At 36.1% G+C, this 18,150-nt stretch carries 13 protein-coding genes; all 13 read left to right on the plus strand.

Annotation, left to right across the window (positions count from 1 at the left end; all coding sequences use genetic code 11):
* Positions 1–33 precede the first annotated feature (33 nt).
* The gene (locus tag RT261_RS07430) at positions 34–1,287 is read left to right on the plus strand and encodes a S41 family peptidase (protein ID WP_313131281.1); all 1,254 of its coding nucleotides are present in this window, start codon (positions 34–36) and stop codon (positions 1,285–1,287) included.
* A gap of 582 nt (positions 1,288–1,869) precedes the next feature.
* Entirely contained in the window at positions 1,870–3,855 is a 1,986-nt protein-coding gene (gene uvrB / locus RT261_RS07435) for an excinuclease ABC subunit UvrB (protein WP_313131282.1), read from the plus strand.
* A gap of 57 nt (positions 3,856–3,912) precedes the next feature.
* Entirely contained in the window at positions 3,913–6,750 is a 2,838-nt protein-coding gene (gene uvrA / locus RT261_RS07440; RefSeq protein WP_313131284.1) for an excinuclease ABC subunit UvrA, read from the plus strand.
* A gap of 557 nt (positions 6,751–7,307) precedes the next feature.
* Positions 7,308–7,892, plus strand: coding sequence for a 5'-deoxynucleotidase (gene yfbR / locus RT261_RS07445; protein WP_313131286.1), 585 nt, complete (start codon positions 7,308–7,310; stop codon positions 7,890–7,892).
* Between the two features lie 314 nt (positions 7,893–8,206).
* The gene (guaA, locus tag RT261_RS07450; RefSeq protein WP_313131288.1) at positions 8,207–9,742 is read left to right on the plus strand and encodes a glutamine-hydrolyzing GMP synthase; all 1,536 of its coding nucleotides are present in this window, start codon (positions 8,207–8,209) and stop codon (positions 9,740–9,742) included.
* Between the two features lie 461 nt (positions 9,743–10,203).
* On the plus strand, positions 10,204–10,545 hold the full coding sequence (locus tag RT261_RS07455; protein WP_313131290.1) for a hypothetical protein: 342 nt from the start codon (positions 10,204–10,206) through the stop codon (positions 10,543–10,545).
* A gap of 32 nt (positions 10,546–10,577) precedes the next feature.
* Positions 10,578–11,036, plus strand: coding sequence for a hypothetical protein (locus RT261_RS07460; RefSeq protein WP_313131292.1), 459 nt, complete (start codon positions 10,578–10,580; stop codon positions 11,034–11,036).
* 63 nt (positions 11,037–11,099) lie between these two features.
* A complete protein-coding gene (locus tag RT261_RS07465) occupies positions 11,100–11,294 on the plus strand; it encodes a hypothetical protein (RefSeq protein ID WP_313131294.1) in 195 nt (64 codons plus the stop codon).
* A 638-nt stretch (positions 11,295–11,932) separates the two neighbouring features.
* Positions 11,933–13,420 carry an Eco57I restriction-modification methylase domain-containing protein gene (locus RT261_RS07470; RefSeq protein ID WP_313131297.1) on the plus strand — a complete coding sequence of 496 codons (1,488 nt, stop codon included), beginning with the start codon at positions 11,933–11,935 and terminating at the stop codon, positions 13,418–13,420.
* Positions 13,413–14,333 (plus strand): BsuBI/PstI family type II restriction endonuclease, encoded by a 921-nt coding sequence (locus RT261_RS07475; protein WP_313131299.1) that lies wholly within the window; start codon positions 13,413–13,415, stop codon positions 14,331–14,333. The genes RT261_RS07470 and RT261_RS07475 overlap by 8 nt, the downstream gene beginning before the upstream one ends.
* A 379-nt stretch (positions 14,334–14,712) precedes the next feature.
* Positions 14,713–14,982 carry a hypothetical protein gene (locus RT261_RS21125; RefSeq protein ID WP_331665430.1) on the plus strand — a complete coding sequence of 90 codons (270 nt, stop codon included), beginning with the start codon at positions 14,713–14,715 and terminating at the stop codon, positions 14,980–14,982.
* On the plus strand, positions 14,979–15,134 hold the full coding sequence (locus RT261_RS21130; RefSeq protein WP_331665431.1) for a hypothetical protein: 156 nt from the start codon (positions 14,979–14,981) through the stop codon (positions 15,132–15,134). The genes RT261_RS21125 and RT261_RS21130 overlap by 4 nt, the downstream gene beginning before the upstream one ends.
* Positions 15,135–15,152: 18 nt before the next feature.
* Complete coding sequence (locus RT261_RS07485) at positions 15,153–18,149, plus strand: TOTE conflict system archaeo-eukaryotic primase domain-containing protein (protein ID WP_313131302.1); 2,997 nt, start codon at positions 15,153–15,155, stop codon at positions 18,147–18,149.
* Position 18,150 lies beyond the last annotated feature (1 nt).

Here is an 18,150-nt window from a genome sequence, read left to right on the forward strand (position 1 = left end):
GTTTAGACATTATAAAAAGAAATGGGGGCTATTATGAAAAATAAATTTCTATCAGGCTTTCTGTCCGGTTTGGCCGGTGCGTTAATAATATTTACCATAGCATTAACTATTTATGTAGTTGGACCGGATAGAAAAGATGATAATGCAGGCTTAAACAAAATAAATAATGCAGAAGCTGCTGCAAAAAAAACGGAAGATGAAGAGCATAATGAAAAAATAATGAAAAAAGTTAAGAAAATAGAAGCTCTTATTGACCATTATTATTTTGAAAATGTGGATGAAGAAGCCTTTGCAGATGGAATTTATAAGGGAATATTACAAAGTTTAGGCGACCCATATTCTACTTATTATACAAAAGCGGAGTATAAATCATTAATGGAATCCTCCAGTGGTATCTACTGCGGAATTGGTGCTACAGTGACCCAAGATGTGACTACAGGTATTATTTCCATTGTAACACCATTTGTGACAGGACCTGCATATGAAATTGGTCTTTTGCCTGGAGATATAATATATAAAGTGGAGGGCAAAGAAGTTACAGGTTTTGATCTAACAGAGGTAGTAAGCAGAATCAAAGGAGAAGAAGGAACCAAAGTTGAAGTTTCCATTATAAGAGAGGGAGAATCAGAACCTTTGGATTTCTCTATTCCTAGAAGAGTTGTTGAAGTGCCTACCATCTCTTATGAAATGTTAGATGGAAAGATTGGTTACATCACAATCTCTGAATTTGATGAAGTGACAGCACAACAATTCAGGGATGCCATAGCAGAACTTGATAAGCAGGGCCAAAAAGGACTTATTATAGATATTCGAAATAACCCAGGCGGACTTTTAAATACAGTTTCTGATATGTTAGACCGTATGTTGCCCAAAGGCTTAATTGTTTATACAAAAGATAAGTATGGCAATCGTGAAGAAAAGAAATCCGATGGTAAAGAAGAATTTAGCAAGCCATTGGCAGTCATAATTAATGGAAGAAGTGCAAGTGCATCGGAAATATTTGCAGGGGCAATTCAGGATTATGGCAAAGGGACCATTGTTGGAACAACAAGTTTTGGAAAAGGTATTGTACAATCTATTATCCCGTTACAGGACGGCACGGCAATAAAAGTTACAGTATCCAAATACTTTACTCCAAAAGGTCAGGATATTCACGGTATCGGTATTAAGCCGGATGTGACTGTGGAATTGAAGGATGAACTAAAGAAGAAGGTTGTCATTAAAAAAGAAGAGGATAATCAGTTACAAAAGGCGATTGAAATTATTAAAAAAGAAATAGATAAATAGAATAGTAATATGAGTGAAACGAGTTTTTCAAACCGAAAGGAAGAAAAGCTCGTTTTGTGTTAATCGGTTTAAAATAATAGGTCTTAAATAATCAGTTTTAAGTAATAGGTCTTAATTAATCGGCATTGGTTAGTTGGTATTAGTTAATAGTTTTATAAAAGGAATGGAACCTATTAGAGATAATCTGAGAATGGTTGAGGCTAAATATTTGATCTTACTTTTTGCTGAGTGGCTTTGCTGTTTTACGGCCAAATTAAAAAGATTACTTAAAAAGATTTTTAAAGGGAGATTGGAATTGATTTTCAATTTCCCTTAATAAAATGAAAGAAGAATTACCACAATAAATTAGAACAAACATTCGAAAAACAATTGATTTTAATTTGGTGATATGATACAATAAAAAAACGATATGAGGATAGTGAGAGACAGAGTCTTTAAACGACATGTCTGTTTGAGAATTCTGAGTGGAGCTTCAAGGCATGAATGTGCTTTACGTCCATGATATAATTTCAAATAGATTGTACGATATAAATATAAATGTAAAATAACTTCAATAGATATTATATAGAAAGGATAAGACAGATGAGTGATTTTAAGCTTGTTTCTGAATATGCTCCTACGGGAGATCAGCCTGAAGCCATAGCAGATCTGGTAAAAGGGTTTAGTGAAGGAAATCAGTTTCAGACATTACTTGGCGTTACAGGGTCCGGTAAAACGTTTACCATGGCTAATGTGATTCAGGCTCTGAATAGACCTACTTTAGTCATAGCTCATAACAAAACACTAGCAGCTCAGTTATACGGGGAGTTTAAAGAATTCTTTCCGGAAAATGCAGTTGAATATTTTGTAAGTTATTATGATTATTACCAACCGGAAGCCTATGTTCCGTCAACCGATACGTATATAGAGAAAGATTCAGCAATCAACGATGAAATTGATAAGTTGCGGCATTCTGCTACGGCAGCTTTATCAGAACGAAGAGATGTTGTTATTGTAGCCAGCGTTTCATGTATCTATGGTTTAGGTGACCCAATTGATTATCAGGAAATGGTTATTTCTTTAAGACCGGGTATGATCAAGGATAGGGATGAAGTGTTACGAAAGCTGGTTGATCTTCAATATATAAGAAATAATATGGATTTCAAACGTGGTACTTTCCGTGTAAGAGGCGATGTGGTAGAGATATTCCCGGTAACTTCCGACGATCGCGCCATTCGTGTAGAATTCTTTGGTGATGAGGTAGATCGAATTACAGAGATTGATGTGTTAACAGGAGAAGTTAAGTGTATATTGGAACATACGGCTATATTCCCCGCTTCCCACTATGTAGTATCTAAAGAAAAACTGGAAGCAGCGATTAAAACTATTCAGGCTGAACTGGAAGAACGGGTGAAATATTTTAAGAGTGAGGACAAGTTATTAGAGGCCCAAAGAATATCGGAGAGAACTAATTTTGATATTGAAATGTTAAGGGAAACCGGATTCTGCTCCGGCATTGAGAACTATTCCAGACATTTATCCGGCTTGGAACCTGGAAGTACACCCCATACTTTAATAGATTATTTTCCAGATGATTTTTTGATTATTGTGGACGAGTCCCACATTACTATACCACAAGTACGAGGAATGTATGCTGGTGACCAGTCCAGAAAAAGCACTTTGGTGGAGTTTGGATTTCGTCTTCCTTCTGCCAAAGATAACCGTCCATTAAATTTTGATGAATTTGAAAGTAAAATAAATCAGATGTTATTTGTATCTGCTACTCCTTCTATCTATGAGGAGGGACATGAATTATTTCGTACAGAACAGATCATCAGACCTACCGGTTTATTGGATCCGGAGATTTCTGTACGTCCGGTGGAAGGACAGATTGATGATTTGATTTCTGAAGTAAATAAAGAAGTGGCTCACAAGAATAAGATATTGGTTACTACATTGACCAAACGAATGGCGGAAGATTTAACTGATTACATGCGGGAAGTTGGAATCCGCGTTAAATATCTGCATTCCGATATTGATACCTTAGAACGTTCTGAAATTATAAGGGACATGAGAATGGATGTATTTGATGTATTGGTAGGTATTAACTTACTAAGAGAAGGATTAGACATACCGGAGATAACTTTAGTAGCTATACTGGATGCGGATAAGGAAGGTTTCCTACGTTCTGAAACTTCCCTGATACAGACAATAGGACGTGCTGCCCGTAATTCAGAAGGACGGGTTATTATGTATGCAGATCGTATGACAGATTCTATGAATAAAGCCATTTCCGAAACCAATCGAAGAAGGGCGATTCAAGATAAATATAATGAAGAACATGGTATTACGCCAACTACCATTCAGAAAAAGGTTCGTGAGCTAATAAGTATATCCAAGAAAGCAGATAAAGACTATTATAAGATGGATAAAGATCCTGAATCCATGAGCAGAAAAGAATTAGAAGCGGTAGTGAAGAAGATTACAAAAGATATGCATACGGCGGCAGCAGAACTTAACTTTGAGGTAGCGGCAGAATTAAGAGACCGATTAATGGAACTGAAAAAGCAATTACATGATATGGATTAATGAGTATTGAATATTTTTTATTTTAAATTATTTTTTCATAATTAGAAAGAGGAAATCATGGCTGACAAGAAACATTATATAAAAATTAGAGGTGCAAAAGAACATAACTTAAAGAATATCAGTATTAATATTCCAAGAGATGAATTTGTTGTTCTGACGGGGTTAAGCGGATCAGGAAAGTCTTCCCTGGCCTTTGACACCATTTATGCAGAAGGTCAGAGAAGATATATGGAGTCCTTATCTTCCTATGCAAGGCAATTCCTTGGGCAAATGGAAAAACCAAATGTTGAAAGCATAGAAGGACTTTCGCCAGCAATTTCGATTGACCAGAAATCAACCAACAGGAATCCCAGATCTACCGTAGGAACTGTAACAGAAATTTATGATTATTTTCGTCTGCTTTATGCAAGAGTTGGTATTCCACATTGCCCCAAATGTGGAAAAGAGATAAAGAAACAGACTGTGGATCAAATGGTAGATGAAATCATGCGATTAGAAGCAGGAAGCCGAATTCAATTATTAGCACCCGTTGTCAGGGGGAGAAAAGGAGAACATGTTAAATTACTGGAACAAGCAAAGAAAAGTGGTTATGTTCGAGTGATTATAGATGGGCACCTTTATGAGTTATCGGAAGAAATTAAGTTAGAGAAAAATATAAAGCATAATATTGAGATAATTGTTGACCGTATTGTTGTAAAAGAAGGTATTGAGAACCGACTTACCGACTCTATTGAAAATGTATTAAAACTTACAGAAGGCCTATTGCTGGTTGATGTTCAGGGAAAGGAACCAATCAATTTCAGTGAAAATTTTGCCTGCCCTGACTGTGGCATCAGTATAGATGAAATTGAACCTAGAAGCTTCTCCTTTAATAATCCTTTCGGTGCGTGTCCGGAGTGTCATGGTATTGGTATTAAAATGGAATTTGATGAGGATTTGCTGATACCGGATAAGTCTCTTAGCATCACAGAAGGAGCCATTGCGGCTATGGGATGGCAATCCGTAGTTGACCGTTCCAGTTATACAAGATGTGTCTTAGAGGCTTTGGCAAAAGAATATAAGTTTGATTTGAATACCCCATATAAAGATTTACCGGAAAATATAAGAAATATAATCATTTACGGAACCAATGGTAAAACTGTAAAGGTCCATTATAAAGGGCAACGTGGAGAAGGGGTGTATGACGTTGCATTTGAAGGCCTCATACGTAATATGGAAAGACGTTATCGTGAATGCTCTGATTCTGTTAAACCAGAATATGAAAGCTTCATGAAAACCACACCTTGTAAAGAGTGTGGAGGAAGACGTTTAAAGAAAGAATCTCTTGCGGTAACTGTAGGTGATAAGAATATATCAGAGGTAACGGAATATTCCATTTGTGACTTAAAAGATTTTATGGGAAATCTGAAATTAACACCAATCCAAGAGAAAATAGGTAAATTAGTTTTAAAAGAGATAAGAGCAAGAGTAGGATTTCTTGTGGATGTAGGCTTAGATTATCTTTCATTAGGAAGAGCAACTGGTTCTTTATCCGGTGGGGAAGCACAAAGAATCCGTTTGGCTACCCAAATAGGATCCGGATTAGTCGGTGTAGTTTACATACTGGATGAACCTAGTATTGGCTTACATCAAAGAGATAATGATAAACTGTTAAAAACTTTAAAAAACCTAAAAGAATTAGGAAATACTCTAATTGTAGTAGAACATGATGAAGATACTATGTTTGCGTCGGATTATATTGTGGATATAGGACCGGGAGCAGGTGAGCACGGTGGAGAAGTAGTGGCAGCAGGAACTGCAGAAGAGATTATGAAAGTAGAGGAATCCATTACCGGTGCTTATTTAAGCGGAAGAATTAAGATACCGGTACCTAAGGAAAGAAGGCAAGGGACAGGCTTCTTAACTATTAAAGGGGCAAAAGAGAATAACTTAAAGAATATTAGTGTGGATATTCCTCTTGGAATTATGACTGTTGTCACCGGTGTATCCGGTTCCGGTAAAAGTTCTTTAATAACAGAGATTCTCTATAAGCGTTTGGCAAGAGACTTAAACAGAGCAAGAATCATACCGGGAAGACATGATGATATGATTGGAATTGATAAGCTGGACAAAGTTATCAATATTGACCAGTCTCCAATCGGAAGAACACCAAGATCTAATCCGGCTACTTATACCGGTGTGTTTGACCAAATTAGAGATTTATTTGCCAGTACTCCGGATGCCAAGATGAGAGGATATAGCAAAGGGCGTTTCAGTTTTAATATAAAAGGCGGTCGTTGTGAAGCGTGCAGCGGTGATGGAATTATCAAAATTGAAATGAATTTCCTCCCTGATGTATATGTAACTTGTGAATCTTGCGGTGGAAAACGATATAACAGAGAAACTTTAGAAGTGAAATATAAGGGGAAAACCATCCATGATGTACTGGATATGACCGTGGAAGAAGCAATGAAGTTCTTTGAAAACGTTCCTTCCATTCATAGAAAGATTGTGACCCTTTATGATGTAGGTTTATCCTATATTAAATTAGGACAGCCCTCAACTACATTATCCGGTGGTGAGGCGCAACGAATCAAGCTGGCTACTGAATTAAGTAAGAGAAGTACCGGTAAGACAATCTATATCTTGGATGAGCCTACAACAGGACTACATTTTGCGGATGTTCATAAGTTAATTGAGATATTAAGAAGATTATCCGAGGGTGGAAACACAGTAGTGGTAATTGAACATAACCTGGATGTAATCAAAACCGCAGATTATATTATAGATATAGGACCGGAAGGCGGAGACAAAGGTGGTACGGTTATTGCGAAAGGTACGCCGGAAGAAGTTGCAAAGAATAAGAAGTCTTATACAGGATATTATATTAAAAAGATGTTAGAAGATAAGAAATAGAATTAACTGTTATAAGAGAATGCATGTATGCTTAGGAGTAGAATTAGTTGTAATAAGGGAATGCGTGTTCGTGCTCAAGGAGTAGAACCTTCTAATGGAGGATAGTTACAAGGAGCAGGATGAATTTAGGGAATAGAATGTTTGATAGGTTAAGATATTCCGAAGGGTAAGATGCTTCATAGAGTAAGATGTTTCATGGAGTAAGATGCTTTATGGAGTAAGATGTTTCATAGAGTAAGATGCTTTATGGAGTAAGATGTTTCATAAAGTAAGATGTTTTATGGAGTAAGATGCTTTATGGAGTAAGATGTTTCATAGAGTAAGATGTTTTATAGAGTAAGATGTTTTATAGAGTAAGATGTTTCATAGAGTAAGATGCTTTATGGAGTAAAATGTTTCATAGAGTAAGATGTACTAAGATTAAGGTGTTCTAAAAGACAAGATATTCCAAGGAATAAGATGATTCAAGAAATCAGATAGTCAAAGCTTATAAGGATGTTATTCTGAGCCAAAGGTGAAGAATTTCATCCTTCTATACTATAGGAAAAGGAGCTTATATGGATAGTAACTTTTTTGCTATGATATCAAGAATGAAATACATTGAGCGGTGGGCATTAATGAGAAACTCTCAACCAGAAAATATCAGTGAACATTCGTTGGAAGTAAGTATGCTGGCTCATGGGCTGGCGGTGATTGGGAAGAAACGATTAGGGGGTAAAGTTAATCCGGAGAAAACGGCATTGATTGCACTTTACCATGATTCTACTGAAATCATCACAGGGGATATGCCAACTCCTATCAAATACTTTAATCAAGAAATCCAAGAAGCTTTTAAAGAAATCGAGGTCCTTGCGGCTAAACGGTTATTGGATATGCTTCCTATAGATCTTAGAGAAGAGTATGAGGCTTTATTCTTTCCTCGGGAGGAAGAAGAACATATGTGGAAGCTAGTAAAGGCAGCAGACAAACTATCTGCTTTGATTAAGTGCATTCAGGAAGAAAAGGCTGGTAATACTGAATTTGCAAGCGCAAAGAGGATTTTAACAGAGACCTTGTTAAAGATGAATTTAGAAGAGGTGAATATATTTATGGAAGAGTTTTTGCCTGCTTATTATAAGACCTTGGATGAATTAAACTCATAAATGTATTAGTTAGATGCTTTCATATCTAATAATTGTTGACAAATTCGTGAAAAATATATAAGTTGTATATTTTTTGATAAAATGCTACAATATTTTTTACTGGTATTAACGAAAAAAATGTTGTAAAATAGGCTATATATTTTTACGCTATGGTTATGGTATCAGATTAGCTTCTATAATTTTATTAAGAATCATATTTAATGAGAATAATGTTACTTATAGATATCAATGATAAATATAACTTAGTTTGTATTTCGTGTTAAAATTAGTGTTTCATATTAAATTATCTTTCATATTAATAGGAGGAAGAACGAGTGAATAAGGAATTTGTTGTCATCCTTGATTTCGGTGGTCAATACAACCAATTGATTGCCAGAAGAGTTAGAGAGTGTAACGTGTACTGTGAAGTGCTGCCTCACAATACAAGCCTTGAGAGAATAAAAGAACTTCAGCCAAAAGGTATTATCTTTACCGGTGGCCCTGCTAGTGTTTATGCAGAAAATTCTCCGACTATAGACGAAGGAATCTTTGAATTAGGTATTCCTGTTTTGGGAATCTGCTATGGCGCTCAATTGATGAACTATTTGTTAGGCGGAAAAGTATCCAAAGCGCCTGTAAGAGAGTACGGTAAGACGGAAGTAACCGTTAATCATGAATCAAAATTATTTAAAGATGTATCAAAGAATACGATCTGTTGGATGAGCCATACAGATTATATTGAACAATTTGCAGAAGGATTTACAATATCAGCTAGGTCAGAATCTTGTCCTGTAGCTGCTTTCGAAAAACCATCCCAGAATCTTTATGGTGTACAGTTCCATCCTGAAGTAGTACATTCCCAAGAAGGAACCAAGATGATTCGTAACTTCTTATATGAAGTATGTAAATGCTCAGGAGATTGGAAGATGGATTCCTTTACGGAACAATCCATCAAAGATTTAAAAGCAAAAATCGGAGACAAAAAAGTACTATGTGCTTTATCCGGTGGTGTAGATTCCTCAGTAGCTGCTGTTATGATAAGTAAAGCAGTTGGTAAACAGCTGACTTGTATCTTCGTTGATCATGGATTACTTCGTAAAAACGAAGGTGATGAAGTTGAAAAAGTATTCACAGAGCAATTTGATGTAAACTTTGTACGTGTTAATGCTCAGGAAAGATTCTACAACAAATTAGCAGGTATAACCGATCCGGAAACAAAAAGAAAAATTATTGGTGAAGAATTCATTCGTGTATTTGAAGAAGAAGCGAAAAAAATAGGAATCGTTGATTTCTTAGTTCAAGGAACAATCTATCCTGACGTTATCGAAAGTGGATTAGGTAAATCTGCCGTTATCAAGAGTCATCATAACGTTGGAGGATTACCTGATTATGTAGATTTTAAAGAAATCATCGAGCCTCTTCGTGACTTATTCAAAGATGAAGTAAGAAAAGCAGGATTAGAACTAGGCATTCCAGAAAGACTTGTATTCAGACAACCTTTCCCAGGCCCAGGTCTTGCTATTCGTATTATTGGTGATATAACGGAAGAGAAAGTAAAAATCCTACAAGAGGCAGATGCAATATACCGCGAAGAAATCGCCAACGCCGGACTTGACAGAAGTATAGGGCAATACTTTGCAGTATTAACAAATATTCGCAGTGTTGGTGTTATGGGAGACGAAAGAACCTATGACTATACCGTTGCACTTCGTGCAGTAACCACTACGGATTTTATGACTGCTGAATTTGCTGAACTTCCTTGGGATTTGCTTGGACATATTTCTAGTAGAATTGTTAATGAAGTGAAACATGTGAATCGTATCTGCTATGATATTACGGGGAAACCACCAGCTACGATTGAGTTTGAGTAATTAAAAACAGCCTACAAACCCAGTATTTATACGGATTTGCAGGCTGTTTTTATGTCCGGTGACAATCAAATGACAATATTTTCCGAAATTATTTTTTTAGTAGTAGCTTAGTTAGGATAAAGAAGTTTAATAATATTCATAAAAAGACATTGCTATTTTTAAAAGTTATAAATGGAATATCAAAATTAGCTATTGAAAAGTGTTGTGTAGAATTACTAGTGCATTATAAATTGCTGGTAATCCAAATATAAGTAAAAAGAGGAATGCGACTTATAATACAATCCAAAATCAGTTCTGGAAACTGCTTGCCAAAAAATCAGGAGGATTTCAAACGGAGTGGGACAAAAGGGACTTGTATCGAAGCTAAGGAATTGATTATGCTTTGCCAGAGAACTTTATCCAGTATGATAAAAAAATGGTTGCTTCAAACGGTGATAGATTATTTCAAGCAGTAATATGGTGTGGGGTGTTTTTCAGGACTTCACCATAATAAGACTATGAGTAATTATCACATCCATTTGATTTTTTTGGAACGACAGCTATTAGAAAAATCGATAGAAAAGATTGTTACCAGGAACATGTACTTTATTGAAAAGAGGAAGCATATTCGTACTAAGAAGGAGTTTTTGGATGAAAACGGGAAAATTAGACATGGCTGTAAAACCATTCTCAAGTGTCAGGCTTATGAAAGACATTTCTTTGAGCCAAAGATAGGGCATTATAAAGATAAGGAATTTCAGGATGAGGCAAAGCATAACTTGATGAATTTCATTAATCAGTATGTGAAAGATAAAGACAAGTGATAAATCAGGTCCATATCTGCCTACAAAAAAGATTGGTAAAAACAATCAAAAGACTGGCTGAAAAGTTAAAGAAAAACCATCCTCGGTTACCGATTTGCATACTTGGAGACAGCCTATATGCCTGTGCACTTGTATTTCAGATATGCAAGGAAAATGAGTGGAGTTTCCTTCTTCGTTTTAAAGATGGGAGCATTCCAACCCTTGCAAAAGAGTACCAAACTATAGTAGGAATGGGCGAAAATGAAGGAAAGATGATAGAAGAAGAAAGAATCTACAAACGGAAAGTGCGTGAAAATGTGAAGAATGATATGAAATGGGTATCAGAGCTTTATCATGAGGGGCACAATGTCACCGTAATGGAATTAAAGATAGAAATGGATGGGAGACCAGCAGGAAACTTTCAATGGATCACAGGATTATCAATCATAGGAAAGGCGGCCTGGGAGTTTGTACAGACAGGAAGAAAACGCTGGAAAATAGAAAATGAGTGATTTAACATTCAGAAAAATCATCGTTATGACATAGAACATGCGAACAGTCTTAATTACAATGCCATGAAGAACCATTATCTGCTAACACAGATAGCAGATGTGCTGTTACAGCTATATGAAAATGGAATTCATGGGTTAAGAGAAATAAAAAGGACAATAAAAAATATATCTTCTGGTTTGTTAGCCAGCTTTGGTCGGCAACTAACAAGAGAAGATATATCTTACACAGAGAAACGCACATCAGTAAGCATTTCTTGATAAGAACAGTTTACCAAAGGAAGTGATATTTGAAAAGAGTAAATTTCAAAAAGAATAGAAATCCACAGAAATTTTAGGTTAGAAAATGAGTCTAAAGATATGATGTGGATAACTTACCTGAAAATTCATAAAACAGTGATAGATTTCCACAAACACAGTTTTGAGTGAAGTCAGTGATATATAAAGATGTTTACCTTTCAGAGCTGTTTTGTGACAAAAGAGATAGAAAAAAACGAGAAGAAATTGTATAATAGAGGAGAGGATATCAGCAAAGTTTATGTTGAAGACGTGTAGGATGTATTAAGTACTTGATACGAGATTTGGAGAGATGATGATATAAGTTAGAATGTATTGGCTTGCAGAGCAAGGGTTAGCACCAAAGAGAGTACTTCTTGTTGTAGTACCACTTATTATATTTTTTTTGATGGAACATATAAAACGAGTTTTTGAGAGAAAAGGAGATAAGAATATGGGAAAGATGAAGAATACTTTTGATGCACTAATTGCAAACTTAGATTGTTTTATTGGTTTAAGTGGTAATGTGGCAGGGGGTGCTCTGCTAGCCAATGTGTTCTAAGTGATAAAGTAAAGCGCAAATATTTGTTTGAATGCATATTCAAAGTGAAGGAGTTGCAGTAATGATAAATTGTATTATTGAACAGACCAATTTATATATAGATGAAATGCCTAAGAAGGAAAGAAAAAAATATGGGCAGTTTTTTACGAGCAAAGAAACAGCAATGTATATGGCTGGCTTATTTTCGATTGTAGAGGATAAAGATACATTAACAGTCCTTGATGCGGGTGCAGGATCGGGGATTTTATCCTGCGCTCTTGTTGAGGTGCTGCAAAGCAGGAAAATAGTGAAAAAAGTAAGCCTTACCTGCTATGAAACAGATAACAATATTCTAGAAATATTGAGGAATAACCTAGAATATGTGAAAAATAATGCAGAAATAGAATTTGAGTATGAAATTATAACAGAAAATTATATTACAAGCCAATATCTGGACTTCAATCACATGATAGGAGGAAATCCAGAACCTAAGAAATATGATGTAGTAATCGGAAATCCACCTTATATGAAAATTCCCAAAGATGCACCAGAAGCAACAGCAATGCCAGAAGTGTGCTATGGAGCACCAAATCTCTATTTCTTATTTGCATCAATGGGACTTTTTAATTTGAAAGCTGATGGAGAAATGGTTTATATTATTCCACGTTCTTGGACATCGGGAGCTTATTTTAAGAAATTTAGAGAGTATTTCCTGACAGAGAGTAAGTTGGAACATATTCATTTGTTTGTTAGTAGGAATAGGGTGTTCGACAAAGAAGATGTATTGCAGGAAACGATTATTATTAAAGTGAAGAAAACACAGATTCAGCCAGAAGAAGTGGTGGTTACATCTTCACAGACGAATCATGATTTCGAGAATGTAACGGAGCTTCGTGCCCCATATGATGTTGTTGTATCGGGTGCAGGCAAATATGTATATTTAGTTACAGACAAGAATGAAATTGAGGTCTTGGAAAAATTGAATAAGCTGGGGCATACATTGCCAGACATAGGACTTAAGATGAAAACGGGGCTGACTGTTGATTTTAGAAATCGAGACATTTTGAGGGATGAGAGTGAGGAAGGAGCGATACCACTATTCTACTCACAGCATATCCAAGATGGCATTGTGAAGTTCCCAATCAACAAGGAGCATGAGTATGTTGTCACAGACCAGAGGGGATTGAAGCAGCAAAATAAGAATTATTTATTTGTAAAGCGATTTACTGCAAAAGAGGAAAAACGTAGACTGCAGTGTGGTGTATATCTTTCTAAGAACTATCCACAGTATGATGTAATCAGCACACAGAACAAGATTAACTTTATTGATGGTCTTGCTACAGAACTGTCAGAGTGTGTGGTATATGGTTTGTATGTTCTCTTTAATTCCACCATATATGATTCCTATTACAGGATACTGAATGGTTCTACGCAGGTAAATTCGACAGAAGTAAATGCTATGCCAGTTCCAAAGTTGGAAACTATACAAGAAATAGGCAGAAAAATTATAAAAACAAAAGACTTGTCAGAATCAAATTGTGACAGGATATTGGAGGAATATTGTGGGTAAAGTAGAAGAGGCACGACAGTTATTACGAGAAATCGGTATGCCAGAAAAGCAGCAGGCAGACTTGTGTTGTTATGCATTGCTTGCAATGGCGAACATAAAAGAAGATGATGATTGGAAATCAGCTACAAATGAATGGATACGTATTCATGATATCATCCAGTTTGTAGGTGCTTATTATGGAGTGATTTATGCAGAAAACAGTCGTGAGACATTTAGAAAGCAGGCATTACACCATTTCCGCACAGCGGCTTTGATTGAAGATAATGGAAAAGCAACGAACAGCCCAAATTACAGGTACAGGCTGACCGCAGAAACCCTTGAGATGATTCGTAGCATTGGCGGTCACAAGGCAGAGAGTGCTATCAAAAGATTTGTTACGTATCATGAAAAACTCATTGAAATGTATGCATCGAAAAAGGAAATGACAAAAATGCCTGTTAAGATAAACAATCAGGAGTTTACATTTTCAGCAGGAAAGCATAACGAGCTACAGAAAGCAATTATTGAGGAATTTGCCCCGAGATTTGCACCAAATTCAGAGTGCCTCTATGTGGGAGATACCATAGAAAAGGATTTGGTTAAGAATGTCGAGAAATTGCAGGAGCTGGGATTTGAGATTACCTTGCATGACAAAATGCCAGATGTGGTGTTGTATCGGGAGGATAAAGATTGGATTTACTTTATCGAATCAGTAACATCTGTCGGCCCGATGGATCCGAAGCGTATTATCGAGATTTCTGAAATGACAAAGAATGTAACTGCTGGAAAGATATTCGTGACAGCATTCCAGAACTTTGCGGTATTCAAAAAGTTTTCGGATAGTCTGGCATGGGAAACAGAAGTGTGGATATCAGAGATGCCAGACCATATGATACATTTGAATGGGGACAGGTTTATGGGACCGAGAAAGTAGGGGAGAAGATGGGAAATAGAAACAAAAAACATTGGAGGATACAAAAAATAGCTGAAAAAAATACTGCCAATAATGCCACAGTTTAAGACCGATGCAATATATCGAGTTGAAAACGTAGATCGTTACGATGATCGTGATGTAATTATATCAAATCATATAGACAGCATTGATAGGCTTATAGAGTTTGGAAAAAAACATTTGAATGATGTGTTTGTGCTCGAAGGAATTCAAAGTGTTTGTGCAAGGATAGAATATTACGTGAAGTTATTTCAAATATTTTAGCACATCGAGACTATCAAGTGGATTCCCTGCCAAGCTTATTATTGAGAAAGATAAAGTTTATACAGAAAATAGCAATCTTGCACATGGAATTGGGGAATTGAGACGCGATAGATTTGAACCATTTCCTAAAAATCCACCAATTTCTAAAGTGTTCCGTGAAATAGGACTTGCAGAAGAATTAGGTTCTGGAATGAGAAATACCAATAAATATACGAAGCTTTATTCTGGGGGAACACCGTCGTTTGATGAAGGTGATATTTTTAAAATAACGATATCTTTAAAAAATATTACAACTTCAAAAGTAGGACCAGAACAGGAAAATGTCAGTCAAGATGTCGGCCAAGAGGAAGATGCTTTGCGGAATTGATTGTAAAACTTATAAAAGAAAATAATAAAGTTAAAAAAATTGCAAAAGAAGATTTAGTGAGTGAAAAGACTGTTGAGAGACAGATGAAAAAGATGACCAATGTTAAATATGTTGGAAGAGGGTATAGTGGGCATTGGGAGATAGTGAGTTAATTATATAGGAGGTATTCCATGGATGATAAAGATAAATTAATACATGAATTACAACAAAAAGTATGCAGTTTGGAATCCAGAGTGGAATATCTTCAAGGTATTTTGAAAGAAGCAAAGATTCCTTATAAAAATGAAATAGAACAACCAGAGGAAACAGTATTGCGTGCTGATGCTACAGAAGAAAATCAAGGAGCACGCATCCTTCCAGAAGTTATAACCAAAAATCATGCAAAATATTTTTATTCCATATTCAAGGGAAGAATGGATGTATATAGCAAGCGAGGTGGTAAGCCAAATTCCAAAACAGGAAAGACCGGTTACTATACCCAGTGTTGGAACTTTTGGAAAGATGGGATATGTCCAAAGAAAACTGGTAATAAGATTAAGTGTGGCGAGTGTAAGAACCAAAACTATAAGCCACTGATTGGTGATAATATTATGAATCACCTAAAAGGCGAAAGAGAAGATTGCTCTGACATAATCGGCTTATATCCAATGTTTCCAGATGAAACTTGCAATTTTCTCGTTTTTGATTTTGACAATCACGATGAAAAAACAAATGGAGACGATTATGCAAATACTGATGATGAATGGATGGAAGAAGTAAATGCAATGCGTGCAATTTGTAAAAATAATGATATTCAGGTACTGGTGGAGCGTTCAAGATCAGGGAAGGGCGCACGTATTTGGCTTTTTTTCGAAGAATCAATTCTAACCTCTTTAGCTAGGAAATTTGGGACAGCATTACTTACAAAAGGAGCGGAATCTGTAAATCAAAAAAACTTTAAATCCTATGATAGAATGTTGCCAGCACAGGATCATATGCCAGAGGGTGGATTAGGGAATCTGATAGCGTTGCCACTACAGGGACAGGCATTGAAAAATGGCAATAGTGCTTTTATTGATGAAAAGTGGAATGCATATCCGAATCAATGGAACACTCTCAAAGAGACCAGTAAGATATCCAAAGCTTTTATCGAAGAAAAAATAAATGAATGGACGACGGAAGGATTACTTGGAGTTCTTGCAGAAGATATGAGTGGGAACATTGAAAAAATTGAAAATGAAAAACCAAAACCATGGGAAAAGCGAAAACAAAGATTTGAGGCGTCTGATGTAGATGGTATTTTAAACATCACATTGACGAACCAGATCTATATAGATATAGAGAATGTAAAACCACGATTGCAGAATCAAATTCGAAGATTAGCCGCCTTTAGTAATCCGGAGTTTTATAAAAATCAGGCGATGGGTTTTACAACACAAGGAACTGCAAGAATTATATCTTGTAGTCAGGATGTAGATCACTATGTTTGCATCCCTCGTGGTTGTGAGGAAAAACTCGTCGAAAAGCTTACGGATTCAAGTGTACCATTTAAAAAAGAAGACTATAGGCAAGTTGGTAGAAGTATATCGGTATCTTTTGCCAGAGAACTGTATCCAGAACAGCAGAAAGCAGCCGATAAAATGCTTGATTATGATACTGGAATACTTGGAGCTGCAACAGCATTTGGAAAGACAGCAGTTGGTGCCTATCTGGTATCTTCACGGAAAGTAAATACTTTGGTATTGGTTCATAACACAGAAATTATGAAGAACTGGGTGGAAGATTTTGAAAAGTTTCTATATATTGACGAAGAACCACCGGAGTATAAAACGGCTACAGGTAGGATAAAAAAGAGAAAAAGTGTAATCGGACGTATGTATGCAGGACATAATTCGGTTTCTGGAATTATAGATGTTGTAATGATTTCATCCCTTGGTAAAAAGGGAGAAATCAATCAACTGGTGAAAGATTATGGCTTAGTTATCATGGACGAATGTCATCATGGGGCTTCGCAAACAGCAGAAGAAGTATTAAATGAAGTAAATGCAAAATATGTCTATGGACTGACTGCAACACCAAAACGTGATGATGGTCAGGAGCAGAAAGTATTTATGCAGTTTGGTCCAATTCGATATCGTTATACAGCAAAGGATAAGGCGAAAGAGCAGGGAATAGAACATTTTGTCTATCCGCGTTTTACAAGGCTAGTACATGCTGGAGGAGAAACACTTAAAATAAATGAAGCATATCAGATGGTCAGGGAAAGTGATATTAGAAATAATCAGATTATTTCAGATGTGGAAGATTGTATTGCGAATGGAAGAACACCATTAGTGCTAACAAAATTCAAAGATCATGCATCTTATTTATATGATAAATTAAATGGAAAAGCGGATCATATTTTCCTATTGCAGGGTGGGAAAAGTGCCAAAGAGCGAGATTTAATAAGAAAGCAAATGAAAGAAGTACCAGAAAATGAAACCATTGTACTTGTGGCAATTGGACAATATATTGGGGAAGGTTTCAATTATCCTAGGCTTGATACCATGATATTAACGACACCAATTGCATGGCAGGGAAATGTAGAACAATATGCAGGGAGATTACATAGAGATTTTGAAGGCAAGCAGGATGTAATTATATATGACTATGTGGATTCGCATATCCGAGTACTAGAGAGAATGTATCATAAGAGACTTCGCGCATATAAAAAAATTGGTTATGAAATATGCTTGGCTTTAACTGATAAAAAACAGATTGCAAATGCTATTTACGACAATGAATCCTATGGGGCAATCTATGAAAAAGATCTTCTTGAAGCGAATCATAATATTATAATTTCCAGTCCAGGTATTAATGAAAAGAAAGTGAAACGAATTATCTTATTGATACGAAAAAGACAAGAATCCGGTGCCACTGTAACAGTCATAACGTTGAAGCCGGAAAGTTATCCAGAAAACAGAATAGAGAAGACCAGACAATTGATCAATCAGCTTATAGAGGTTGGAATAAAGGTTAAGCAGGAACCAATCATGCATGAACACTATGCGATTGTTGATGGAGAAATTGTATGGTATGGAAGCATGAATTTATTGTCTGGTGAAAAAGAAGATGATAATCTAATGCGAGTTGTGAGTAGGAAAATTGCGCAGGAACTTATGGAGATTACGTTTGGGACGATTCTGTGAT

It is taken from the genome of Anaerocolumna sp. (assembly GCF_032079385.1).
In the GTDB taxonomy this organism is placed as follows: Bacteria; Bacillota; Clostridia; order Lachnospirales; family Lachnospiraceae; genus Anaerocolumna.